Raw genomic sequence first — 21,621 nt, 5'->3', positions numbered from 1 at the left:
CACAACGACCCTCCGCAGACCCTGGTGGAGCCCGGAAATGGGTGCTACACAGTCTCCAGCGCACTTGGTGACACGTGTAACAACATCAAGTGAACCGCGTCTTTCCGCGCACCTTCCGCCACACCTTCCGGCGACTCATTCGCCCCCGGCGTCCGACCCGAGACGCACACCACCCGCACACCCCTCCCCCCGAGCACGCCACCTCCCCGCTCCGTCCCCCGAGGAGTCGTCATGGCCACGCACGAAGTCGCCGATCCGTCCGCCCCCACGCCCGCCCCCACCCCGGCGCCCACCGATCCTCCCCGGCAGCGCGGGCTCCTGCCCCTGCTCCTGGTCGCCAACTCCGCGATGATGGCGGTCTACATGGGAGTCGGTTCCGTCCTCCTCCCCACCCAGGTCGCCGCGATCGACCCCGCGAACAAAGTCGCCCTGCTCGGCCTCATCGGCGGGATCAGCGCGATCTTCGCGACCGCCTTCAACCCGATCGCCGGCGCCCTCTCCGACCGCAAGGGCCGCCGCAACCCCTGGGTCCTGGGCGGCGCCCTCACCGCGCTCGGCTGCCTGGCCTTCCTCGGCAGCGTGCACACCGCCCTGCTCGTCGGGATCGGGTGGTGCCTGGTCCAGGCGACCATGAACGTCTACCAGGCCGCCGTCACCGCGATCGTCCCCGACCGGGTCCCCGCCGCCCGCCGCGGCACCGCATCCGCGCTGGTCGGGCTCGGTCTGCCCATCGGCGGCACCGTCGGCGTGCTCGTCGCTTCACAGACCGCCACACACCTGCGCACCGGGTACCTCGTCTTCGGCGCGATCGTGGCCGCGGCCGCGCTGCTGCTGACCACCTTCTGCCGGGACCTCCCGCGCACCGAGCCCGCACCCACGTCCGTATCCAAGGTCTCCAAGAAGGCCCAACTCTCCGCGTTCCTCTCCGCGCTGGGACACCACGACTTCCGTTGGGCCTTCATCGGCCGGGCCCTGATGGTCCTCGGCTACTTCTCCGTCGTCGGGTACCAGCTGTACATCCTCGGCGACCACATCGAGCTGCCCGCCGGGCTCACCCCGCCGGCCGCGATGGCCCTGCTCACCCCGGTCTCGATGGTCGCGATGGCCGTGTCCACCCTGCTCGGCGGGCTGCTGTCCGACCGCTGGGACCGCCGCAAGGTGTTCGTCGGGGTCTCCGCCGCCCTGGCCGGGCTCGTCATGGTGGTCCCCGTCGTCAGCCCGACCTGGACCGGGATGCTGGTCTTCAGCGCGCTCAACGGACTCGCCTTCGGCTGCTTCATGGCCGTCGACACCGCGCTCGTCACGCTGGTCCTCCCCCGGGCCGAGGACGCCGCCCGTGACATGGGCGTCCTGAACATCGCGAACGCCGGACCGCAGATCATCGCTCCCTTCGTCGCCTCGGCCGTAGTCACCGGGCTCGGCGGCTACACCCCGCTCTTCCTGGTCGGCGGCGCCCTCTCGCTGCTCGGCGCGCTCGCGATCCTGCCGATCCGCAGCGTGCGCTGACCCGTCGGCCACCCCTCGCTCCGGCGGGCGTGCGCCGAGGGTCGCGCGCCCGCCGGTCACCACCCCTTCCCTCTCCCTCGTTTCCCGCAACTCCCTTCCTAGGAGCACTCCGTGAGAATCAAGCGAGTTCTGCCCCTGGCCGCCCTGGTGCTGTGCACGCCGGCCCTGACCGGGACGGCACCCGCCCTCGCCACGCCGCACGAGGACGCCGCGTCCCGCGGCCCGTTGCGGATCCTGCTCACCAATGACGACGGCTACAACGCGCCGGGCATCCGCAAGGCCTTCGAGCGGCTGACCGCCGCCGGGCACGACGTGACGATCGTCGCTCCGCTCACCAACCAGAGCGGCACCGGTACGAAGATGTCGAGCGCCCCCTCGGTCACGGTGAAGCACCCCGAGCCCAAGGTGTGGGCCGTCGACGGCACTCCGGGCGACTCGGTCGCCTTCGGCCTGGCCGAGGTGTTCGCGGACCGGGCCCCGGACCTGGTCGTCTCCGGCACCAACTTCGGCCCGAACGTGGCCGGTCTCGCCACCCACTCCGGTACGGTCGGCGGCGCCGTCGCCGCGCTGGAGCACGGCGTGCCGGCCATCGCGCTGAGCACCGGCGGCGTCGCGGCGCCCGACCCGGTCACCACCGTCAACGCGATGGGCCCGACCCTGGACTTCACCGTCAAGCTCATCGACCGGCTTCGCTCGCGGGCCCGGTCCGGACCGCTGCTGCCGCAGGGCGTCGGCCTCAACGTCAACCACCCCGTCGTCGGCGCGGACGGCAAGGGCACGGCGGCCGGTGTGGCCGCCACCTTCCAGGACCCGCAGAGCATCCTGGAGCCGGACTACACCGACGCCGGCGACGGCACGTGGAAGGTAACCGTGAAGGTGGCCCTGCGCCCCGCCGCCAAGGGCGGTGACGTCGAGGCCGTCAGCGCGGGCCGGATCGCGGTCAGCCCGATGAACGCGGACTGGAACCCCGGCCCGGCCGACGGGGCCGTGACCTCCGCACTGATCGCAGGCCTCCGCCCGTGAACCGCCGGAGCAGGACCGTGCGGAGCACGGGCCTCGCCCTGGCCGCCACCCTGGTCACCGCCCTGACCGCCACCCTGCTCGGTCCGGTCGCCCCCGCGGCGGCCCGGCCGGGCGGCCCCCCGCGCCCCGTGGTCACCGTCGCCCAGGGGGGTCTGCGCGGGCAGGAGACGGGCGGGGCGCAGGAGTTCCTCGGTGTCCCGTACGCCGCTCCGCCGGTCGGCGACGCCCGGCTGCGGGCCCCGCAGCCACCGCCCCGCCGGCCCGGTGTACGGGAGGCCGTCCAACAGGCCCCGGCGTGCCTGCAGTTCTCGCCGTTCGGGCTGCGCGATCCGCTCGCCGTCAGCGAGGACTGCCTGTACCTGGACGTGTACCGGCCGCGGACGGCCCGCCCCGGAGCCCGGCTCCCGGTGGTGTTCTGGATGCACGGAGGTGCGTACAGCCAGGGCACGGGAACGCAGTTCGGCGGGCGCACCATGGCCGAGCTCACGCAGAGCGTGGTGGTGAGCGTCAACTACCGGCTGGGGCAGCTCGGTTATCTGGGTCTGCCCGAGCTCGCCGAGGCCAATGGGCTTACCGGGCCCCGTTCCGGGTCCTTCGGGCTGATGGACCAGCTCGCCGCCTTGCGGTGGACGCGGGAGAACATCGCGGCGTTCGGAGGGAATCCGGGGAACGTGACCGTCTCCGGGCAGTCCGCGGGCAGTGGTTCGGTGTGCGCGCTGCTGGCCGCTCCGTCAGCCGCCGGCCTGTTCCACCGGGCCGTGCTGCAGAGCGGTCCCTGCACCTTGCTGCGTACGCCCGACCGCCCGAGGGCCGAGGCCGAGGCGCGGGCCTTCGCGAAGGAGGTGGGGTGCACGGACCCGGGCGCGGTCGCCTCGTGCCTGCGCGCCGCCCCCGGCCCGGCCCTGGTCGAGGCCGCCCGGGCGCTGCCCACCTCGGGCCCCGCGTCCGGTGACGGGCTGCTGCCGGTCGACCCGGCGGCGGCCATCGGGAGCGGGGCCTGGAACAAGGTGCCCGTGATGATCGGCAGCACCCGCTCCGAGGCGCGCCTCTTCGTCGCGCTGACGCAGCCGCGCCTGACGGCGGAGGAGTACGCGGCGCAGGTCCTGGCGACGTACGGGGCGGCGGGGCCCGAGGTGCTGGCCCGCTATCCGGTGGCGGCGCACGGCTCGCCCTACCTGGCCCTCTCCGCCGTGCTGACCGACTCCTCCTTCGCCTGCCACACCGCGTGGACGGCTCGGACGTTCGCCTCCCAAGTGCCGACGTACGTGTACGAGTTCGACGACCCGGACTCGCCGACGCTGGCGGGGGCGCAGGTGCCGGGGCTGGACCAGTCGAACGCGCACAGTGCGGAGCTGGCCTATCTGCACGACTTCACGATGGGCGACCGGCCGCTGTCCCCGGCGCAGGTCTCGCTCGGCACCCGGATGAAGCGCTACTGGGGCGCCTTCGCCCGCTCCGGCTCCCCCGTCGTGCCGGGTCAGGCCCCGTGGCCGGCGGCCGGACCCGGTGCGACGGTCCTCGTCCTCGACCCGGCGGCGACGCGCACGACCACCTCGTTCGAGGCGGACCACCAGTGCGCGTTCTGGCGGTCCCGGGCCTGAGGTGTGCGGCTACCAGGCGGCGGGCCGGTCGTCGAAGTGGACGACCGGCTCGCCGTCGACCGTCAGCGTGTACAGCGTGTCCTCGCCGGGCCGAAGATATCGGGCCCCCACTGACGGCGCGGGCCGACTACGGGTGGCCGGCCGTCGGCCGGCCGGGGCCGCCCCTGCGGCGGCGGCGGATCAGCGCCGATGCCCACACCGCGAGCGCCACGAGGGCGGCGGAGACCGTCAGGAGCCAGACCGGGACTTCGCCGCCCACCGTGAGCAGTTTGTCGTGGTGGACGGTCCGGCGGTACGTGGTGTCCTTGGCGGTGGCGCGCAGTTCGTGGTCGGCGTCGATGCGGCTCGGGTCCGGGAACTCCTGGTCGATCGCGGTGAGGAACACCGGCTTGCCGTCCGTGAGTTCGGCGAGCGGGCCGGCCTCGGGGGTGACGGTGCCCGCGAAGGTCACCTTCGGCGCGGCGCCGCCGATCCGGGAGCCGGGTTCCATGCGGTGGTCGGCCAGGACGTAGAGGCCGAGGGACTGGGGGGTCTTGGCCATCCGGGAGAGCCGCATCGGGTAGACCAGCCGGTCGCTGTCGAAGCGGATCCTCAGCGGGTCGAGGTCGCCGCGCAGCTTCTTGCCGGGCTCGCGGGGTGCGAGGCGTACGGCCACGTACTCCCACTTCTGGTCCACGTACGGCTTGACCTCGGCGGCGAGGCGGTCGGGAAGCGTGAAGCCGTTGGACTCCAGCCAGTTCTTCAGGGCGTCCGGGTCGGTGGCGGTCAGCCGGGCGACGTCGAAGTCGCCGAGCTGCTCGCGGCCGACGACGCCGACCGCCGGGGCACCGGCTCCCGGCAGGGCGGCGCCGGCGCCGTCGCGGCGGTTGGAGGAGAAGGGCCAGTCCTTGTTGCGGGGCCAGAAGTAGTAGCGGGTCTTGTGTTCGGGCCGGGTCTCTTCCGCCAGCTCGTCGAACAGCTTCCCGTCGCCCAGCTGCACCGTGGCCCGCCCCGGGACCGGCATGATCCAGGCGGCCCGTTCCGCGTCACCCCGGACGGTGAACCGCATGACGATCTGCTCCGTACGGCCGTCCCAGCGCACGACGGAGGTCTCCCGGTCCACACCGATCCGCGACTGGCCGTGCGGAACCATCGCTCCGCATCCGCAGGCGTAGGCCGGGTTGACGAGGGCGCCCAGCTGGGTCACGAGCAGGGCGAACAGCAGGGCCGGAATTCTTCGTTTCATCCACACGGGGTCTCAGACGGCGGCCCGCGAGATCCGGTTCCGACCCCCCTCGCCGAGCCGCCGGACCTGGGCTCATACTGTGCTGCATGCAGGGGAGCGAGAAGCCGCAGCGTGCTCTGCGGCGCCAGTCCGCGGTGCCGCCGAGCCCGCTGGTTCCGGACTCGGTGGAGGCCGAGATCCAGCGGCACGACTGGGAAGCGATCGAGTGCGGCTGCGGGCACTCCGCGGGCCATCTCGTGGGCGCGGTGCGGGATGCGGCCGAGGGGCATCCCTCCGCGTTCCGCGCGCTGGAGGGGCACGTCTTCTTCGGGGAGGACCTGAAGCCGCCCGCGCCGGCGGCGTGCGGCGTCCTGATGGCCGTGTGGTCCGCGCGACCGCCCCGGCAGGCGACCCGCGAGGCCCTGCTGTGGACCCTGCTGGCCCTGCTGTGCACGGTGGACGACGGCGGCACCCACGAGGCCGGGCTGCACGGGCAGTGCGCCGCGTTCATCCGTACCGGCGTCGACGGCTTCCGCCACGAACTCGCCGCCACCCCGGGCTCGGGGGCGGCCGCGTACGCCGAGGGCATCCTGGAGATCCTCGGCGTGCGTGGCTAGGGCTTTGCGGGGCCTCTCGGGATCCGGGTCGGCGGCCGACTGGCTGGCTGGCTGGCTGGCTGGCTGGCTGGCTGGCTGGCTGGCTGGCTGGCTGGCTGGCTGGCTGGGGAGCATCACGGTTCTCGTCACGAGCCGGTGTGTCGCCGCGGGCCTGCTGGTGAATCCGTTCGATGGTCGACCGTCGGGTCTGGACTGTGCGAGGGTGCCGTCATGACGTACATCCGAAGGGGCCGTGCCTCGTAGAACACCGGCTTCGCTTCGGCCGCGTGGCCGGGGCCGGGGCGGACCCGGGTGCGGTACCGCGATGTCCCGGGGCTGTCGGGAGCGGCGAACGCCGCCGTCCGTGTGCTCGAACGGGAGCGGTTGTCCCCGGGCATCGTGTCCGTGGCGTTGAGCGTGTGGTCCGTGCGCGTCCACGGCACCGAGCGCCGGTGGAGGCAGTGGGAGGCCGAGTTCACCTGCCGGTGCTGCGGCGAGGGCTGGGCCCGGGACAGGCTGGAAGAGGCCCTGCACATGCTGCCGTCGAGGGCCGCCGCCGAACTCCGGGTACGGATCGAGCGCCTGGACGCCGTACTCCTCGGCCGGACGCGTCATGAGCCGACGGCAGATCCGGAGTTGGCGTGGTGGCACCGCAGGTGCTGACGGGCGTCCGGGTCGGCGGGCGGCCTCTTCGGCTCTCCGGAGACTCGTGGCGTGTTCGTACACTGATGGGCATGGCATGCCGCATCAGTGAGTTGATCATCGACTGCGCCGACCCCGACCGCCTCGCCGCGTTCTGGAGCGAGGTCCTCGGCTACGTCGAACTCGCCCGCGAGGACGACGGGAGCATCGAGATCGGGCCGCCCGACGCCGGCTTCGGCGGCCCGCAGCCCACCCTCGTCCTCAGCCCGTCCAGCGAGCCCCGAACCGGGAAGCTGCGGCTGCACATCGACGTCAGCCCCACCGACCGCGACCAGGACGCCGAGCTGGAGCGGCTGCTCGCCCTCGGCGCCGAGCCCGCCGACATCGGCCAGACCGGCGCCGAGAACTGGCACGTCCTGGTCGACCCGGAAGGCAACGAGTTCTGCCTCCTGCACTCCCGGATCCCGCCCCTCTGATCCACCTGCCTTACGCGGGAGCCGCCGCCAGGCAGCGGCGCAGCAGGGCCGGGGTGACCTCCTCCAGGGAGCTCGCGAAGGTCCGCAGCGGCGAGCCCGGGACCGGGAGCATGGAGGGGACCACCAGGACCCCGCAGCCGGCCGCCTCCGCCGAGGCCGCGCCGTCCGGCGAGTCCTCCACCGCCACGCACGCCTCCGGTAGGAGGCCCAGCCGCTCGGCGGCCGACCGGTACGGCTCCGGGTGCGGCTTGGTCCGGGCGGTGTCGTCGGCGGACAGGGTGAAGGCGAAGGGGACGTGGGCCAGCGAGCCCCCGACCACCGAGTCCACGACCACCCGCGGCGACGCGCTGACCAGGGCGAACGGAACGCCGTCCGCCTCCAGCATGGTCAGCAGCCGCTGCGCGCCCGGTCGCATCGGCGCCCCGGCTTCCACGCGGCGGAAGAAGCTGTCGGTGAGCGCGGCCGCGACCTCGTCCGGGTCTCCCCCGCCCGCGGCCCGTACGAGGTGCGCGGCGGTGTCCTCCACCGCGCGGCCGACGACCTCCGGCGCGTCCGTGTCGGTGAGCCGGTGGCCGAGGCCGTCGGCTATCTCCTCCGTGGTCCGCCACCACAGCACCTCGGTGTCGACGAGGGTGCCGTCCATGTCGAAGAGGACCGCGGCGAGGGCGCTCACACGGACCTCGCGACGACGAGTACCGGCCGCTCGGCCAGAGCGACGGCGGCCCGCGCGCCGGGGACCAGGTCTCCCGCGTCCCGCGAGGGCAGGTCCGCCTTGACCGGGACGCCGCCCGGCAGTTCCAGGTGGAGGCGGGTGACGGAGCCGAAGAAGGAGGCGGAGACCACGGTGGCCGGGCCCTGGGCGTCGGCGCTCGCCGTCACGTTCTCCGGGCGTACGAGGACCTCCACGTCCGGGGTCGCCGGGACCGGGCCGTCGACGGGCAGGCGGGTGCCCGCCACCTCCACCAGGCCGGCGTCGGTGAGCCGTCCGGGCAGCCGGTTCATGGTGCCGACGAACTCGGCGACGAAGGGGGTCGCCGGGCGGTCGTAGAGCTCGGCGGGAGCGGCGCACTGCTCCAGTCTGCCGGCGTTGAGGACGGCGACCCGGTCGGCCATGGACAGGGCCTCCTCCTGGTCGTGGGTGACGAAGATCGTGGTGATGCCGAGGGAGAGCTGCAGGCGGCGGATCTCCTCGCGCAGGTTCGTCCGTACCTTGGCGTCCAGGGCGGAGAGCGGCTCGTCCAGCAGGAGCACGCGCGGGCGCAGGGCCAGCGCGCGGGCGAGCGCGACGCGCTGCTGCTGGCCGCCGGACATCTGGTGCGGGTAGCGGTCGCCGTGGTCGGGCAGGCCCACCAGGTCGAGGAGTTCCGCGGCCCGCTCGCGGCGCTGGGCCGCGCCGACCTTGCGCACGCGCAGGCCGAAGGAGACGTTGTCGCGGGCGTTCAGGTTCGGGAAGAGGCTGTACGACTGGAAGACCATCCCGGCGTCGCGGCGGTTGGCCGGGACACGGGTGATGTCCTGACCGTCGACGAGGACTTCGCCGGAGTCGGGCTGCTCGAACCCGGCGACGACGCGCAGCGCGGTGGTCTTTCCGCAGCCGGACGGGCCGAGCAGGGCGACGAGTTCGCCGGGCTCGACGGTCAGGTCGAGCCCGTCGAGGGCGACGGTGGAACCGAAGGCCCGGCGCAGGCCGCGGAATTCGACGCGCGCTCCGCCCGTCGGCTCGGCGGGGTCCATGGGCTTCCTGGCCGCGGGGAGAGTGGTGGACATGGGGGGTCAGGACTCCTTGCGGGAGGTGGTGGCGGCGGTGGTGGTCGGGTTGGTCCCGGCCCGCGAGAGGGCGAGCAGCAGCAGCCAGGTGATCAGGAGGCTGAGGATGGAGACGGCCACCGACATCCGGGCCTGGGCTCCGGAGATGGACACGATCCACACCGCGAAGGGCTGGAAGCCGAGGAGGGAGGCGATGGTGAACTCGCCGAGCACCAGGGCCAGCGTGAGGAAGGCGGCGCCGGCGAGCGAGGCCCGCAGGTTCGGCAGGAGCACGCGCACGACGACGTACGGCCAGCTCGCGCCGCAGCTGCGGGCGGCCTCGACCAGGGTGGGCACGTCGACGGCGCGCAGGCCCGCGTCGAGCGAGCGGTAGACGAACGGGAGCGCCAGCACCGTGTAGGCGAGGACCAGGACGACGGGGAAGCTCTCGTTCTGGACGGCGATGAACGTCTGGTAGAGCGGGGTCCGCGACAGGTGTTCCGGTCCCCAGCGCAGCACGGTGGTGATCCCGGTGACCAGGGCGATCGGCGGCACCACCAGCGGCAGCATGCACATCACCTCGACGACGGGCCGCAGCCGCGGGGAGCCGATGCGTACGGCGACCAGCGCGGGCACCGCGAGCAGCAGCGACAGCGCGATGGTCGCGGCGGCGAGGCCGAGGGAGAGCAGCAGGCTCCGGGTGAAGCCCTCGGCGGCGAGCAGCTCGGTGTACGCCTCGAAGGTGAGGCCCTGGCCGGGCACGTGCACGGTGAAGACGAAGGAGGCGACGAGCGGTACGAGGAAGTACGCGCCGGCCAGCGCGAGGACGGCTCCGCGCCAGATCCTGGGCCGCGGGCGGGACCGGGCGGTCTTCGCCGGGGCCCCGGCCTCCGAGGGGGTGCTGGTGGCGGTCGGGGTCATCGCAGCCATCGGGCGCTCCGTCGCTGGAGGGGCAGGTAGACCGCCATGACCAGGCCGGCGATCAGGATCATGTCGAGGCCGAGGGCGAGCGCCACGTTCTCCTGGCCGGTGAGCACGTTCCCGGACAGCGCGTCCGCGATCTTGAGGGTGACCAGCGGTACCGAGCCGCCGACGAGGGCGGCGGCGGTGGCGTGCGCGGCGAAGGCGGTGCCGAAGAGCAGCACGAACCCGCCCAGCAGGGACGGCGCGAGCACGGGCAGGCCCACGTGGCGCCAGAACTGCCATCCGGTGGCCCCGCTGTTCTGCGCGGCTTCGCGCCACTGCGGGCGCAGTCCCTCCAGGGCCGGGGCGATCACCAGCACCATCAGGGGGATGAGGAAGTACAGGTAGACCACGGTGAGTCCGGTGAAGGAGTACAGGTTCCAGCCCAGGCTGGTGAGGTCGCCGAGCTGGGTCAGGACCCCGGAGATGCCCGCGGTGGCGATGAACGCGAACGCGAGGGGCACGCCACCGAAGTTGGCGAGCACGCCCGATGCGGTGAGCGCGGCGCTGCGCAGGGCGGTGGAGCGGGAGGTGACCACGGACTGGGCGATGACGACTCCGAGCACGCCGCCTACAGTCGCGGTGAGGGCGGAGAGCTGAACGCTGCCGACGAGCGAGCCGAGGTAGGGGCCCTGCAGCGAGCGCGCGAGGTGCTCGCCGGTCAACTGCGTGGCGCCGCCCGCCGGGTCGGTGCGGGTGACCGCGCCGAAGGCCATGGCGCCGAGCGGGATACCGAAGCAGAGCCCGGTGAAGACGAGGAGCGGGAGGGCGGCGAGCCAGGTGCGCGGGCCGCGCCGCCGGCGGCGGCTGGTGCTGCCGCCGGCGGTCCCCACGGGACGAGGGGTGGTGGTGGACATCAGGAGAGGGCCTTGTCCCACTTCTCGGCGAGGGTGGCCTTGGCCTTGTCGAGCTCGGCGGACGCCGGGAACGCGGGGGTGCCCTGGACCTGCGGGAGCTTGGCGACGGCGGCCTTGTCGGCGGTGCCGTCCTGGGTCATGACGGGGAGCAGGACCGGACGGGCGTAGCCCTTCAGCCAGAGGTTCTGGCCCTCGGCGCTGTAGAGGAACTCCATCCACAGGCGGGCGGCCGCCGGGTTCGGGGCCTCCTTGTTGATGGCCTGCGAGTAGAACTGGGCGTAGACGCCGTCGGTGGGGATGGCGACCTTCCAGTCGACGCCCTTGCCCTTGAACTGGTCGGCGTAGCCGGCGTTGAGGTAGTCCCAGTCGATGGAGATGGGCGTCTCGCCCTTCTCCACGGTGGCCGGGGTGGACTCGACCGGGATGAAGTTCCCGCTCTTCTTCAGCTGCCCGAAGAAGTCGATGCCGGGCTGGATGTCGGCGAAGGAGCCCTTGTTGGCGAGGGCGGCCGCGTACACGCCGCCGAAGGCCGAACCGGACTTGGTGGGGTTGCCGTTGAGGGCGACCTTGCCCTTGTACTCGGGCTTCAGCAGGTCGGCGAAGGTCTGCGGGCAGGTGGGGATCTTCGCGGCGTCGCAGCCGATGGAGACGTAGCCGCCGTAGTCGTTGTACCAGCGGCCGTCGGCGTCCTTCTGGCCGGCCGGGATCTTGTCCCAGGCGGTGACCTTGTACGGGGCGAAGAGGTTCTCGGCGGCGCCGCTGCGGGCGAAGGCGATGCCGAGGTCCAGGACGTCGGGCGCGCGGTCCTGGCCCTTGCGGGACTTGACGGCGGCGATCTCGTCGGAGCTGGAGGCGTCCGGGTTCTCGCTGTTCACCTTGATCTTGTACTTGGCCTCGAAGGCCTTGATGATCTCGCCGTAGTTCGCCCAGTCCGGCGGCAGGGCGATCACGTTGAGCTTGCCCTCCTTCTGCGCGGCGGCGACGAGGGCTTCCATCGAGCCGAAATCGGCCACCGAGGTCGCGGCGGCCGGCGCTGCGCCGTTCTTGGCGCCACCGGCGCCGCCCGTGGTCTTGGAGTCGGGGGCGGCACCGCACGCGCTGAGCGTGCTGAGGACGGCGGCGCTGAGCAGTACGGCCGCACCGCGACGGGCGGAGGAACTGAGCACGGTCTCTCCCGGAGACTAAGTGGGGGTTCACTTGTCTGAACAAGTTGGCTCCAGTTCGCCCGGTCTCACTGTACGGACGGTGAACGGAGTCTGGACCGGGGAGCACGGCTCGACGAAGACACGACAATGACCGAAAGAAGTCGTGACAGGGCATGTTGGAATGATCATGAGTGCGGGCACCGACCGGGTGGTCCGCACGCACCGATCAGGGGGTGAAGGGCATGGCCACGGTCCGGTATCTGGAGATCGCCGACGCGCTGCGCCGGGCGATCCTCGCCGGCGAGTACCCGGTGGGTGCCCAGCTGCCCTCCGAGAGCGACCTCGCCGCGCGCTGGTCCGCCTCCCGGGGAACCGTCCGCCAGGCGGTGGCCACGCTCGCCGCGGAGGGGCTGATCGGCTCCCGGCAGGGCGCGCGGAGGATCGTTCTGCGCCACGAGCGGCGGCACAGCTTCGGCGAACTGAACAGCTTCGCCCAGTGGGCCGAAGGCCTCGGGCACGAGGCCGCCAGCCGGTTCCTGTCCCGTACGCGCAGGCCCGCCACCGCCGAGGAGGCCGAGCGGCTCGCGCTGGAGCCGGGTGCGGAGATCCTCGCGGTGCTGCGGCTACGGCTGCTCGACGGGGAGCCCGCGATGGTGGAGCGGACCGCCTATCCCGGCTGGATCGCGGAGGCCGTGGAGGCGATGCCGGAGGACTGCCGCTCCATCATGGACCTCCTGGCGGAGGGCTCCGGGATCGTGGCCCACTACGGCGAGCACCTCATCGACGCCCTCCCGGCCAGCAGCGAGGACGCGCGGCTGCTGGCCGTCCGGCGCGGCAACCCGCTGCTGCGTCAGCGGCACGTCTCCGCGACGGCCAACGGACGCCCGATCGAGTGGTCCGACGACCGCTACCGGGCCGGAAGCGTGACCTTCAGTGTGAACAACTCGGCAGTAGCAACGCCGCTGGAGCGGCGGCCCGGCGACGGCTGACCGCTAGGGCGTCTCTGTCGGCGGATCGGTGATCTCCGGCGTGTCGGTCCATGCGGTCTCGAAATACCTGACGCGTTCGTCTTCTCCGGCCGGCCGCATGCCGGCCGCCGTCATGACGTGCTGGGACGCGAGGTTGTCGAGGTCGGCGTCCCCCCTCACGCAGGTCACGCCGTGTGCCCACGCGAACAGCAGCAGGCCGCGCAGGGCTTCGGATGCGTATCCCATGCCTCTCGCCGACGGGACGAGACCGTAGCCGATCGTGACCTTGCCGTTCTCGTCCGCGGACCCGTGGAAGCCCACGCCGCCGATCGCCTGGCCGTCCTCGCGGCGACGGATCTCGTAGTTGCCGAACGGCCGGGGATCACCGGTGCTCGCGCAGGTGCCCAGGAAGCGCCTGGCCGCGTCCACGTCCCCGACAGTGGGGTATCCGGGCCCCCATGGGGCGCTGTTGTCCACCTCGCCCGCCACCAGACGCTCGGCCTCGCCGACGGTCAACGGATGAAGGACGAGCCGCTCTGTCACAAGATCACTCATGGCAGGGAGGATTATCACGCGGGGCGGTCGGACCGCACGTGGATTGTCCGCTCTCAGCGGCCGGCCGCATCCTCGTCGATGGCGCCCGGCAACCAGTCCGTGACCGGGCGGAAGGCGAAACCCAGGGCGGCTGCCCGGCCGTTGTCCATGGCGTAGGCCCGGTCGAAGGAGAAGGGCGAGGCCTCGGCGCCCTCCCCCACGACCCGGTAGCGGGGCCGCCGTCCGACCCGCTCGGCAACCAGCTCGCCGAGCGCGGTGACGTCCAGCGCTCCGTGAGAGGCCGCGTTGACCGGTCCGGTGAAGCTGTGGCCGGCCGCCCAGTACAGCAGGTCGGCGATCTCCCGGTGGTGGATGAACGAGGTCGCGTACGGGGCTTGGTGGACGTCGACCGGGATCCCGGCAGCGATCCGCTCCACGTAGTGCCCGAGACGCCCGGTGAACTCCTCCCGGCCGCCGCCCAGGACGTGGGCCGCGCGCACGGAGACGTACGGGAAGAGCGGGTCACGCAGGAACACGGCCTCGGCACGCCGCTTGCCCTCGGCGTACTCGTGGGCGGGGCCGCTCCCGGGCACCGCCCCGGTCGTGACGGGGTCGAGGGACTCCTCGGTGACCGGGACCGGGCCACGACCACCGCGAGCGCCACCGCCACCGCCACCGCCAACGTGCATGGCGCCGGGCAGCGTGGCAGGGTCGTACACCTCCATGGTGGAGGTCATGACGTAGCGCCCGGTCCGCCCGGTGAAGACGCGCCGCGCGACGGCGGCCTGCTGCGGCGTGTAGCAGACCTGGTCGATGACCGTGTCGAAGGTGCGCGCTCCCAACGCCGCCCGCAGCCGCTCCTCGTCGTCGCGGTCGGCGACGACGTGGCCGACGCCGGCGGGCGGAGTCCCGGAGCCCCGGTTGAGGACCGTGACCTCGTGCCCCGCGTCGCGCGCCTTGGTGACCAGGGACTTTCCGAAGTACCGGCTCCCGCCGATGACAAGAATCGTGTTCATGCAGGCGACTCTGCCGTTGTACCGTCCACAGCGGAACCGATCATCCACTGAACGGGTATGAAGGGAAACTGATGATCGATGTGCAGCGGCTGCGGGTCCTGCGGGCGGTGGCCGAGCACGGCAGCTTCAACAGGGCGGCCGGCGCCCTGCTGCTGACCCCGTCCGCCGTCTCCCAGCACATCGCCGCGCTGGAGCGCACGCTCGGCCACCCGGTGGCCGTGCGCAGCACGCGGGGGGTCACGCTCACCGAGTCCGGCAGGCTGCTGGTGGAGGCGGCCGACACCATCTCCGCCGAACTGGACCGGGTCCGCCACGACATCGACCGGCTGACCGCCCCTCGGCCGCGACTGACCGTCGCCACCTTCACGAGCGGGGGCCGGCACCTGCTGCCCGAGGCGCTGAAGCGGTTCGTGGCCGCACATCCGGAGGTGGAGCTGACGGTGTGCGAGAGCGAGCCGGAGGAGGCCGCGCCGATGGTGCGCGCCGGGGCGGCCGACCTCGCGCTGAGCTACCACTTCGACGGCCCGCCACCGGTCGGGGCCGGCGAACGGCCCGGGCTCGACTGGGTGCCGCTGATGGAGGACCCGTTGTGGCTGGTGCTGCCGCGCGGGCACCGCCTCGCCGGCCGGTCCTCGCTGAGCCCGGCCGAGCTCGGGGGCGACCGCTGGGTGCTCGGCTGCCTCAAGACGGAGGCGTTCCTGCGCCGTTACGCGGAGCTCGCCGGTTTCGGCCTCCGGGTCGGGGCGTCCACCACCGACTACTTCTTCGCGCAGACTCTGGTCTCGGCGGGCGTGGGGGTCTCCCTGGTCCCGCAGGTGTCGTTGGCCCCGACCGCCGAGGTGGTGGTGGTCCCGGTGGAGCCGCCGCGTCCCGCCCGGCACATCGGGGTGCTCCTCCCCCGGCGTCGCCGTCCGCATCCGCACGCGAAGGCGCTGGCCGAGGCCCTGTCGGCTTCGGCGGACGCGGCCGCCGCCGGCGGGCAGGGGGCCCGCCCGTGAACCACCTCCTGTGCGGGCTGGCCGCCAATCCGGCGCTGCCCGGGGCGCTCGTCGACCGGCTGATCGCCCTGGCCCTCGCGGCGCCGGCCGACGACCTCGTGGACGAGCTGGTGGACACCCTTGCCGGGCGCGGCGACCTCGGCCCGGCCCAGGTACGGGTCCTGGCCGCGCACCACGAGGACACCGCCGTACGGCTCGCCTACGGCGGAACGCTGACGGCCGCCGATGTCGACCCGGCAGCTCAGCCGTACGCGGCCATCGCCCTCCTCGACGAGGGACGCGGCCGGCCCGACTGGGCCTGCGGCCTCGCGGCGAATCCGGACCCGCACATCCGCTGGAAGCTCGCCTCCTGCCCCGAGCTGTCGCCGGACGCGGTGGAGCGGTTGGCCTCCGACCCGGACGTGGAAGTGGTCGCGGAGCTCGCCCTGTGGACGACCGCCCCCGTCGCGGCGCGCCTGGCGCGGCATCCCCACGCCGAGGTCCGCTGCGCGGCGGCCTACAACGAGGCCACGCCGCCCGACGCACTGGCAGCCCTCGTCACCGGTGCGGGGCTCCCGTCGGCGACGTCCTGCCTGGTCTGCGACACCAAGGACATCCCCTTCACCCACGACCCGTACTGCCCCGACCCGGACTGCGTCCTGCGTGCGGGCGCCGCATGCGACGGTTCGCACGCCTCCACGGTCCACGGGACCTGGGAGCGCGCCCTGCGGAACCCCGCCACACCGCCCGACGCGGCGGTCTCGCTCTCCGACGCGCCCTCGATGCTGCTGCGGTGGGCGCTCGCCGAACGCACCGACCTTCCGCAGCACGTGTACGCACGCCTCGCGCGGGACCCGATGCCCGGTGTCCGGGAGGCGGTCGCCGGGAACCCGGCGATCGGCGAGGAGCTCGTACGGACCCTCGCTGCCGACGCCCCGCACGCGGAGCTGCGCCTGTTGGCCCGGCATCCGCGTCTGCCGCTCGACGTGCTCGTCCGGCTCGCCGGGGCCACGCGGATCGGGACGGTGCTGCTGCCGCGGATCGCCTCCGCGACGGTGGAGGAGCTCGAGGAGTTGGCCGCGGCCGCGGATCCCTCCGTACGGAAACTCGTGGCGGAGCGGCACGATCTGCCGGCGGGGGTGCGCGACGCGCTCGCCGATGATCCGGACGCTGCGGTGGTCAAGGCCGTGGCCCCGCATCCCGGGCTGTCGGAGGGGCAGTTGCGCGGCATGGTCGCGCGGCACGGCGTACGGGTCCTCGCGCGGGTGGCCGCCAACCCGGACGCCTCCGGGGCGCTGCTGGCGGAGCTGGCCCGGCACGAGCCGCCCGTACGGCGGGCCATGCGGGAGATCGCCGCGCACCCGAACGCGACCTCCGAGGCGCTGCTGCCCTGTCTGGCCGCCGAAGAGCGGGCACGGCGCGGGGCCGCCGCCCACCCGGCGCTCGCGGTCCCCGTACTCACCGGCCTGCTGGACGACGCCGATCCGGACGCCGCGCAGGCGGCGGCGGGGAACCCCGCGCTCCCGCCCTCCGTGATGGAGGACCTGGTCCGCCGCTACGCGGACGAGCCGGGGGTGACCAGGCCCGTCTCGTAGGCGAGCACCACCGCCTGGGCGCGGTCGCGCAGCGACAGCTTCGCGAAGATCCGGGCCACGTGCGTCTTCACCGTGGCTTCGCTGAGGGTCAACTCCCGCGCCAGTTCGGCGTTGGAGCGGCCGTGGCCCATCAGGGTCAGCACCTCCCGTTCGCGCGGGGTGAGCACGGCGAGCTCCCGGTGCGCGGCGGCCGTCGCGGCGGGGTCCCGCTCTGCGGGGCCGGGCGCGCAGCGTTCCACGAGCCGGCGGGTGATCGACGGGGCGAGCAGGGCGTCGCCGGTACCGACGAGCCGGACGGCGGCGGCGAGGTGCTCCGGGGTCACATCCTTCAGCAGGAACCCGCTGGCCCCGGCGGCGAGGGCGGCGTACACGTAGCTGTCGAGGTCGAAGGTGGTCAGCATGATCACCCGGCAGCCGGGCACCTCGGCGAGGATCCGCCGGGCGGCCTCGAGCCCGTCCATGTTCGGCATCCGGATGTCGAGCAGCACGACGTCGGGCCGCAGCCGCCGCGCCTGGGCAACGGCCTCCACCCCATCGGCGGCGACCCCGACCACGTCGATCCCGCGGGCCGTCAGGATCAACCGGAACCCGGTACGCACGAGCTCCTGATCATCGGCGACCACCACCCGCGGCCGCGGCGGCGCCGCCGCGGGCGTCGGCGGAGTAACCGGATCGGGCTCGGGCGTCGGCCGGGGCTCGGTCGCAGGACCGGGCGCTGGGCCGGGCGGCGGGGCCGTCACGGTCGGTCCAGGGGGAGGCGGGCTCGGACTCGGTAGCCGCCGCCGAGGCGGCGGCGGGCGTCCAGGTCGCCGCCGTAGACGGCGACGCGCTCGCGCAGGCCGAGCAGGCCCCGCCCCGTGCCGTCCGCCTTGGCCGGGGCCACCGGGGCGCCGGCCGCGGAGACCGGGCCCTGCGCGGGGCCAGCCAGCACGCTCGGGCCGCTGCTCAGCACCTCCACCCGCAGCGCGTGTTCCGCGTACCGCACCGTCACCTCCACCTTGCCCCCGTCTCCGTGTTTGAGCGCGTTCGTCAGCGCCTCCTGGACGATCCGGTACGCCGTGACGTCGATCCCGGTCGGCAGCGGTCGCGGGTCCCCGGATACGCGTACCTCCACCGGCAGGCCGGCGAAGGCGAACTTGTCGATGAGCGGGCTGAGTCTGGCCAGGCTCGGCTGCGGCTCCGTGGACGCCGCGACGGCGACGGCACCGGCGCCGGCCGCGTACGGCTCGTCCCTGCCGTCCTGTGCCGGGGCCAACAGCCCCAGCAAGTGCCGCAGTTCGGTCATCGTGGTCCGCCCGGCGGCCTCCACGGCGGCCATCGCCGCCGCGGCCTCCTCCGGGAGGGTGTGCAGCACTTCCCGTGCGGCGCCCGCCTGGACCACCATCAGGCTCACGTTGTGGCTGACGATGTCGTGGAGCTCCGCCGCGATCCTGGCCCGTTCCGCGTCCACGGCGGTTCGGGCCGCGCTCTCCCGCTCCCGTTCCAGCAGCCAGCCCCGCTCCCCCAACGCCGCCCGATACCCGCGCCGGGCGCGCACGAGGGCTGCGCCCAGCCCTGCCGCCATGACCGTGGCCACGCACGCGATCGCGGTCGCGCCGGCCACCCCGGTGATCGTTCCCACCCTCGCATCCCCCCGTCCGCCCGACCGTCATTCTGCCGGACGGGGCCGCGTACATCCCCAGGATGACCTGCCCGGACTCTTACATCCGGGGGCTGACGCCCCGTCCGCGGGCTCCACCATAAGTTCGAGACATGACAACTGATCACGGCAGTGAGCGGCACGTGGTGGTGCGGCTGGACGGCGTGCACAAGGAGTACGGCGACGCGAAGGCCCTGGACGGGCTCTCGCTGGAGATCCGGGCGGGCGACGCGGTCGCCGTGATGGGCCCCTCCGGCTGTGGCAAGTCCACCCTCCTCAACATGGTGGCCGGGCTGGACCGGCCCACATCGGGCCTGGTGGAGGTGCACGGCCAGGACCTGGGGCAGCTGAACGAGACCGGGCTGGCGCTGTTCCGGCGCCGGAACGTCGGCATGATCTTCCAGTTCTTCAACCTCATCGATGATCTGCCGACCCTCGACAACGTGGCGCTGGCCGCCCAGTTGACCGGTACCTCTGCCCGGCAGGCCCGCCGCCGGGCCCTTGAACTCCTCGACGAACTGGGCGTGGCCGGGCGCCGCAACAACTACCCGGCGACGCTCAGCGGCGGCGAGCGCCAACGGGTCGCCGTGGCACGAGCATTGATGAACCGCCCGGCGCTGCTCCTGGCGGACGAACCGACGGGCGCCCTCGACAGCCGCTCGGGCGAGCAGGTGATGGACCTGCTGATCGACCTCAACCAGATCGGCCAGACCCTGCTGATCGTCACCCACGACCGCCAGTTGGCCACCCGCTGTGCCGGCCGCCTCATCGAGGTCGCCGACGGCCGGGTGGCCGGCGAGAGCGCCCTGGAGGCGACCGCGTGAGCGCCGTATGGAGGGCCTCGCGCGCGGCCGTGAAGCGCCGCCGGGTCCAGACGTTCGTCATCGGGCTCGTCGTGCTGTGCTCCACGACGACCGTCCTGCTCGCGCTGGGGCTGCTCGAAGCCGCCGCCAGTCCCTTCGACAAGGCGTACGCGGCCCAGCGCGGGGCCCATGTGGTGGCGGCCTTCGACACGTCGAAGGCGACGACGGCTCAGCTGGAGGCCACCGCCCGGCAGCCGGGTGTGGAGGCCGCCGCCGGACCCTTCGAGCAGGCCGTCCTCACCATTCCCGGCGACTGGCTGTGGATGGCCGGCGGTTCCCTCAACGTGGTCGGCCGGGCCGATCCGGCGGGCCCGGTGGACCGCGTCGAGATCCTCACGGGCCGCTGGGCCACCGCGCCCGGCGAGATCGTCGTCAACTTCTCCAGCCGCGGCTCGCCGTCCCCGGACCTCCTCAGCACCAAGCTCACGGCCCCGGGGGCGCCGACGCTGACCGTCGTGGGCTTCGCCACCAGCATGAGCAAGTCGGCCGGCGGCTGGGTGTCACCCGAGCAGATGGCCGAACTGCGCCCCACCTCCGCCCAGATGCTCTACCGGTTCGAGGACTCCTCGACCCAGGCGAAGCTGAGCACTGGACTGGAGCGGGCCACCGCCGGCCTCCCCGAGTCCGCGCTGACCAGCACACAGACGTACCTCACCCTCAAGCGGACCTTCTCGGCGCTGGTCGACGCCTATCTGCCGTTCATGACGTTCTTCGGGGTCCTCGGACTCCTCGTCTCCACCCTGATCGTCGGGAACGTGGTCAGCGGGGCGGTCGTCTCCGGATACCGGCACATCGGCGTGCTGAAGGCCTTGGGGTTCACCCCGAACCAGGTCGTCGCCGTCTACCTGACGATGGTCGGCGTACCGGCCGTCGTCGGCTGCGTGCTCGGCACTCTGGCCGGCACCGCGCTGGCCGGGCCCATCCTGAGTGTCGCGTTCTCCGGCATCGAAACCGGCCCGGCCGTGGTCGACGGCATCGGCCCGTGGGTGTACCTCGTCTGCCTGCTGGGCATGCCCGCCCTCGTCCTGCTGACCGCACTGGTCCCCGCACTGCGGGCGCACCGGCTGCCCGCCGCCGAGGCGATCAGCGCGGGCGGGGCGCCACGGACCGGGCGGGGGCTCCGCGTGCAGCGGGCGCTCGGCTCCACGCGGCTGCCGCGGCCGGTCAGCCTGGGCCTGGGCCAGCCGTTCGCCCGTCCCGGCCGCACCCTGATGACCGTGGCGGCCATCGTCCTCGGGGTCACCACGGCGACCCTGTCGACCGGGCTGACCAGCACCATGCTCGCGCTCGTCAATGCCGGGCGGGGGGACGGCGGCACCGGCATCCACGTGGCGGCGGGGAGCGAAGCGAACGGCCGGCCCCTCCCCAAGCTGGGCGACGCGCAGATCGAGGATCTGCTCCGCTCCCTCCCGGGCGTGAAGTACGTACGGGCGCGTGGGCTGGCGCAGGTGAACCTGTCGGGGCAGACCCAGCCCGCCTTCGGCAATTTCTACCGCGGGGACAATGAGGCGCGTTCGTTCGAGATCTTCAAGGGCAGGGTGCCGGACGCGGCCGGGGAGATCGCGGCCGGGCCGTCGTTCCTGACGCAGCGCGGCCTGAAGGTCGGCGACCGGGTCACGTTGGAGGTCAACGGCCGGCAGGTCCCCTCGACCATCGTCGGCCAGCTCATCGACTCCAACGCCCGTGCGCTGGACGCCGACTGGCACACGTACCAGCAACTCGCGCCGGGTGCCCGCGCCATCGAGTACTCGGTCCTGCTGAAGCCCGGGGCCGACGCCAAGGCCTACGCGGCGGCGGTCGAGGCGGCCGATCCCGGGCTGAGCGTGCGCGTGGGGAGTTCCGGAAACGCCGCCACCACGACGGTCGTCGCCTTCTCGACGGTCTTCACGGTGCTGCTGACCCTCGTCGCCTCGCTCGGGGTCTTCAACACCGTGCTGCTGAACACCCGGGAGCGCCGCCGGGACCTGGGGATGCTCAAGTCGATCGGGATGACCCCCCGGCAGGTGGTGGCGATGACGGTGACCTCGGTGGCCGGCCTGGGTGTGGTCGGCGGACTGCTGGGCGTCCCGCTGGGGATGCTGGCGCACCGGCTGGTCGTCGACAACGTCGGCGTGGTCTCGTTCCCCGAGTACATGAAGGACGTGTGGCATGCGCCGCAGCTCGCCGCGATGCTGCTGGCGGGTGTGGCGATCGCCGTCCTCGGATCCCTGCTGCCGGCCCGTTCGGCGGCCCGGATGACGATCGCCTCGGTGCTGCACACCGAGTAGGGG

The 21,621-nt window shown here is 73.2% G+C and carries 21 protein-coding genes; 11 read left to right on the top strand and 10 right to left on the bottom strand.

The window, feature by feature from the left end:
- Positions 1–231: 231 nt before the first annotated feature.
- The 3 genes from OG625_RS35075 to OG625_RS35065 all read left to right on the top strand — a co-directional run bounded on the left by OG625_RS35075 (position 232) and on the right by OG625_RS35065 (position 4,130).
- Positions 232–1,506 carry an MFS transporter gene (locus OG625_RS35075; protein ID WP_329389046.1) on the top strand — a complete coding sequence of 425 codons (1,275 nt, stop codon included), beginning with the start codon at positions 232–234 and terminating at the stop codon, positions 1,504–1,506.
- 111 nt (positions 1,507–1,617) lie between these two features.
- Complete coding sequence (gene surE / locus OG625_RS35070) at positions 1,618–2,529, top strand: 5'/3'-nucleotidase SurE (RefSeq protein WP_329389043.1); 912 nt, start codon at positions 1,618–1,620, stop codon at positions 2,527–2,529.
- A 17-nt stretch (positions 2,530–2,546) separates the two neighbouring features.
- Positions 2,547–4,130 (top strand): carboxylesterase/lipase family protein, encoded by a 1,584-nt coding sequence (locus OG625_RS35065; RefSeq protein WP_329389042.1) that lies wholly within the window; start codon positions 2,547–2,549, stop codon positions 4,128–4,130.
- A gap of 127 nt (positions 4,131–4,257) precedes the next feature.
- Here OG625_RS35065 and OG625_RS35060 read toward each other — a convergent pair whose 3' ends face one another.
- Positions 4,258–5,355 (bottom strand): DUF2330 domain-containing protein, encoded by a 1,098-nt coding sequence (locus OG625_RS35060; protein ID WP_329389041.1) that lies wholly within the window; start codon positions 5,353–5,355, stop codon positions 4,258–4,260.
- A gap of 86 nt (positions 5,356–5,441) precedes the next feature.
- On the opposite strand from OG625_RS35060, the gene OG625_RS35055 reads away from it, so the two are divergent.
- From OG625_RS35055 to OG625_RS35045, 3 genes are all read left to right on the top strand, one after another.
- Positions 5,442–5,951, top strand: coding sequence for a hypothetical protein (locus OG625_RS35055; RefSeq protein ID WP_329389039.1), 510 nt, complete (start codon positions 5,442–5,444; stop codon positions 5,949–5,951).
- Between the two features lie 291 nt (positions 5,952–6,242).
- Positions 6,243–6,593 (top strand): hypothetical protein, encoded by a 351-nt coding sequence (locus tag OG625_RS35050; RefSeq protein ID WP_329389038.1) that lies wholly within the window; start codon positions 6,243–6,245, stop codon positions 6,591–6,593.
- A 71-nt stretch (positions 6,594–6,664) separates the two neighbouring features.
- Entirely contained in the window at positions 6,665–7,048 is a 384-nt protein-coding gene (locus OG625_RS35045; protein ID WP_329389036.1) for a VOC family protein, read from the top strand.
- A 10-nt stretch (positions 7,049–7,058) separates the two neighbouring features.
- Here OG625_RS35045 and OG625_RS35040 read toward each other — a convergent pair whose 3' ends face one another.
- The 5 genes from OG625_RS35040 to OG625_RS35020 are packed head-to-tail and all read right to left on the bottom strand — an operon-like array spanning position 7,059 to position 11,780.
- A complete protein-coding gene (locus OG625_RS35040) occupies positions 7,059–7,721 on the bottom strand; it encodes an HAD family hydrolase (protein ID WP_329389033.1) in 663 nt (220 codons plus the stop codon).
- Positions 7,718–8,815 (bottom strand): ABC transporter ATP-binding protein, encoded by a 1,098-nt coding sequence (locus tag OG625_RS35035; protein ID WP_329389031.1) that lies wholly within the window; start codon positions 8,813–8,815, stop codon positions 7,718–7,720. The genes OG625_RS35040 and OG625_RS35035 overlap by 4 nt, the downstream gene beginning before the upstream one ends.
- Positions 8,816–8,821: 6 nt before the next feature.
- Positions 8,822–9,724 (bottom strand): ABC transporter permease, encoded by a 903-nt coding sequence (locus tag OG625_RS35030; RefSeq protein WP_329389029.1) that lies wholly within the window; start codon positions 9,722–9,724, stop codon positions 8,822–8,824.
- Positions 9,712–10,614: an ABC transporter permease gene (locus tag OG625_RS35025; RefSeq protein ID WP_329389028.1), complete on the bottom strand. Its 903-nt coding sequence runs from the start codon at positions 10,612–10,614 to the stop codon at positions 9,712–9,714. The genes OG625_RS35030 and OG625_RS35025 overlap by 13 nt, the downstream gene beginning before the upstream one ends.
- Positions 10,614–11,780, bottom strand: a complete 1,167-nt coding sequence (locus OG625_RS35020; protein WP_443067832.1) for an ABC transporter substrate-binding protein — start codon at positions 11,778–11,780, stop codon at positions 10,614–10,616. Before OG625_RS35020 ends, OG625_RS35025 begins: the two co-directional genes overlap by 1 nt.
- Positions 11,781–12,001: 221 nt before the next feature.
- Between OG625_RS35020 and OG625_RS35015 the strand changes: the two genes are divergently transcribed.
- On the top strand, positions 12,002–12,748 hold the full coding sequence (locus OG625_RS35015) for a GntR family transcriptional regulator (protein WP_329389026.1): 747 nt from the start codon (positions 12,002–12,004) through the stop codon (positions 12,746–12,748).
- 3 nt (positions 12,749–12,751) lie between these two features.
- On the opposite strand, the gene OG625_RS35010 is transcribed toward OG625_RS35015, so the two are convergent.
- Positions 12,752–13,282, bottom strand: coding sequence for a GNAT family N-acetyltransferase (locus tag OG625_RS35010; RefSeq protein WP_329389024.1), 531 nt, complete (start codon positions 13,280–13,282; stop codon positions 12,752–12,754).
- A 53-nt stretch (positions 13,283–13,335) separates the two neighbouring features.
- The gene (locus tag OG625_RS35005) at positions 13,336–14,277 is read right to left on the bottom strand and encodes an NAD-dependent epimerase/dehydratase family protein (protein WP_329389022.1); all 942 of its coding nucleotides are present in this window, start codon (positions 14,275–14,277) and stop codon (positions 13,336–13,338) included.
- Positions 14,278–14,348: 71 nt separating this feature from the next.
- On the opposite strand from OG625_RS35005, the gene OG625_RS35000 reads away from it, so the two are divergent.
- Together OG625_RS35000 and OG625_RS34995 are read left to right on the top strand one after the other, a co-directional pair.
- Positions 14,349–15,275: a LysR family transcriptional regulator gene (locus OG625_RS35000; RefSeq protein WP_329389020.1), complete on the top strand. Its 927-nt coding sequence runs from the start codon at positions 14,349–14,351 to the stop codon at positions 15,273–15,275.
- Positions 15,272–16,849, top strand: coding sequence for a hypothetical protein (locus tag OG625_RS34995; protein WP_329389018.1), 1,578 nt, complete (start codon positions 15,272–15,274; stop codon positions 16,847–16,849). Before OG625_RS35000 ends, OG625_RS34995 begins: the two co-directional genes overlap by 4 nt.
- Here OG625_RS34995 and OG625_RS34990 read toward each other — a convergent pair.
- Together OG625_RS34990 and OG625_RS34985 are read right to left on the bottom strand one after the other, a co-directional pair.
- On the bottom strand, positions 16,810–17,475 hold the full coding sequence (locus tag OG625_RS34990) for a response regulator (RefSeq protein WP_443067921.1): 666 nt from the start codon (positions 17,473–17,475) through the stop codon (positions 16,810–16,812). The genes OG625_RS34995 and OG625_RS34990 overlap by 40 nt on opposite strands.
- A gap of 110 nt (positions 17,476–17,585) precedes the next feature.
- Positions 17,586–18,470, bottom strand: coding sequence for a sensor histidine kinase (locus tag OG625_RS34985; RefSeq protein WP_329389013.1), 885 nt, complete (start codon positions 18,468–18,470; stop codon positions 17,586–17,588).
- Between the two features lie 131 nt (positions 18,471–18,601).
- Between OG625_RS34985 and OG625_RS34980 the strand changes: the two genes are divergently transcribed.
- The gene (locus OG625_RS34980; protein WP_329389011.1) at positions 18,602–19,312 is read left to right on the top strand and encodes an ABC transporter ATP-binding protein; all 711 of its coding nucleotides are present in this window, start codon (positions 18,602–18,604) and stop codon (positions 19,310–19,312) included.
- Positions 19,309–21,618 carry an ABC transporter permease gene (locus tag OG625_RS34975; protein WP_329389009.1) on the top strand — a complete coding sequence of 770 codons (2,310 nt, stop codon included), beginning with the start codon at positions 19,309–19,311 and terminating at the stop codon, positions 21,616–21,618. The genes OG625_RS34980 and OG625_RS34975 overlap by 4 nt, the downstream gene beginning before the upstream one ends.
- The last annotated feature ends 3 nt before the right edge of the window (positions 21,619–21,621 follow it).

It is taken from the genome of Streptomyces sp. NBC_01351, from assembly GCF_036237315.1.
Taxonomy (GTDB): domain Bacteria; phylum Actinomycetota; class Actinomycetes; order Streptomycetales; family Streptomycetaceae; genus Streptomyces.
Note: the sequence above shows the minus strand (reverse complement) of the source record. Positions and strands in the feature narration are given on the sequence as shown.

Bases quoted from the DNA above. Each gene is read 5' to 3' on its own strand.
- OG625_RS34980 (WP_329389011.1), top strand. From the start codon at position 18,602: ATGACAACTGATCACGGCAGTGAGCGGCACGTGGTGGTGCGGCTGGAC.
- OG625_RS35025 (WP_329389028.1), bottom strand. From the start codon at position 10,614: ATGTCCACCACCACCCCTCGTCCCGTGGGGACCGCCGGCGGCAGCACC.
- OG625_RS35075 (WP_329389046.1), top strand. From the start codon at position 232: ATGGCCACGCACGAAGTCGCCGATCCGTCCGCCCCCACGCCCGCCCCC.
- OG625_RS35035 (WP_329389031.1), bottom strand. From the start codon at position 8,815: ATGTCCACCACTCTCCCCGCGGCCAGGAAGCCCATGGACCCCGCCGAG.
- OG625_RS35060 (WP_329389041.1), bottom strand. From the start codon at position 5,355: ATGAAACGAAGAATTCCGGCCCTGCTGTTCGCCCTGCTCGTGACCCAG.
- OG625_RS35015 (WP_329389026.1), top strand. From the start codon at position 12,002: ATGGCCACGGTCCGGTATCTGGAGATCGCCGACGCGCTGCGCCGGGCG.
- OG625_RS35030 (WP_329389029.1), bottom strand. From the start codon at position 9,724: ATGGCTGCGATGACCCCGACCGCCACCAGCACCCCCTCGGAGGCCGGG.
- OG625_RS35000 (WP_329389020.1), top strand. From the start codon at position 14,349: ATGATCGATGTGCAGCGGCTGCGGGTCCTGCGGGCGGTGGCCGAGCAC.
- OG625_RS35045 (WP_329389036.1), top strand. From the start codon at position 6,665: ATGGCATGCCGCATCAGTGAGTTGATCATCGACTGCGCCGACCCCGAC.
- OG625_RS35055 (WP_329389039.1), top strand. From the start codon at position 5,442: ATGCAGGGGAGCGAGAAGCCGCAGCGTGCTCTGCGGCGCCAGTCCGCG.
- OG625_RS35005 (WP_329389022.1), bottom strand. From the start codon at position 14,277: ATGAACACGATTCTTGTCATCGGCGGGAGCCGGTACTTCGGAAAGTCC.
- OG625_RS35010 (WP_329389024.1), bottom strand. From the start codon at position 13,282: ATGAGTGATCTTGTGACAGAGCGGCTCGTCCTTCATCCGTTGACCGTC.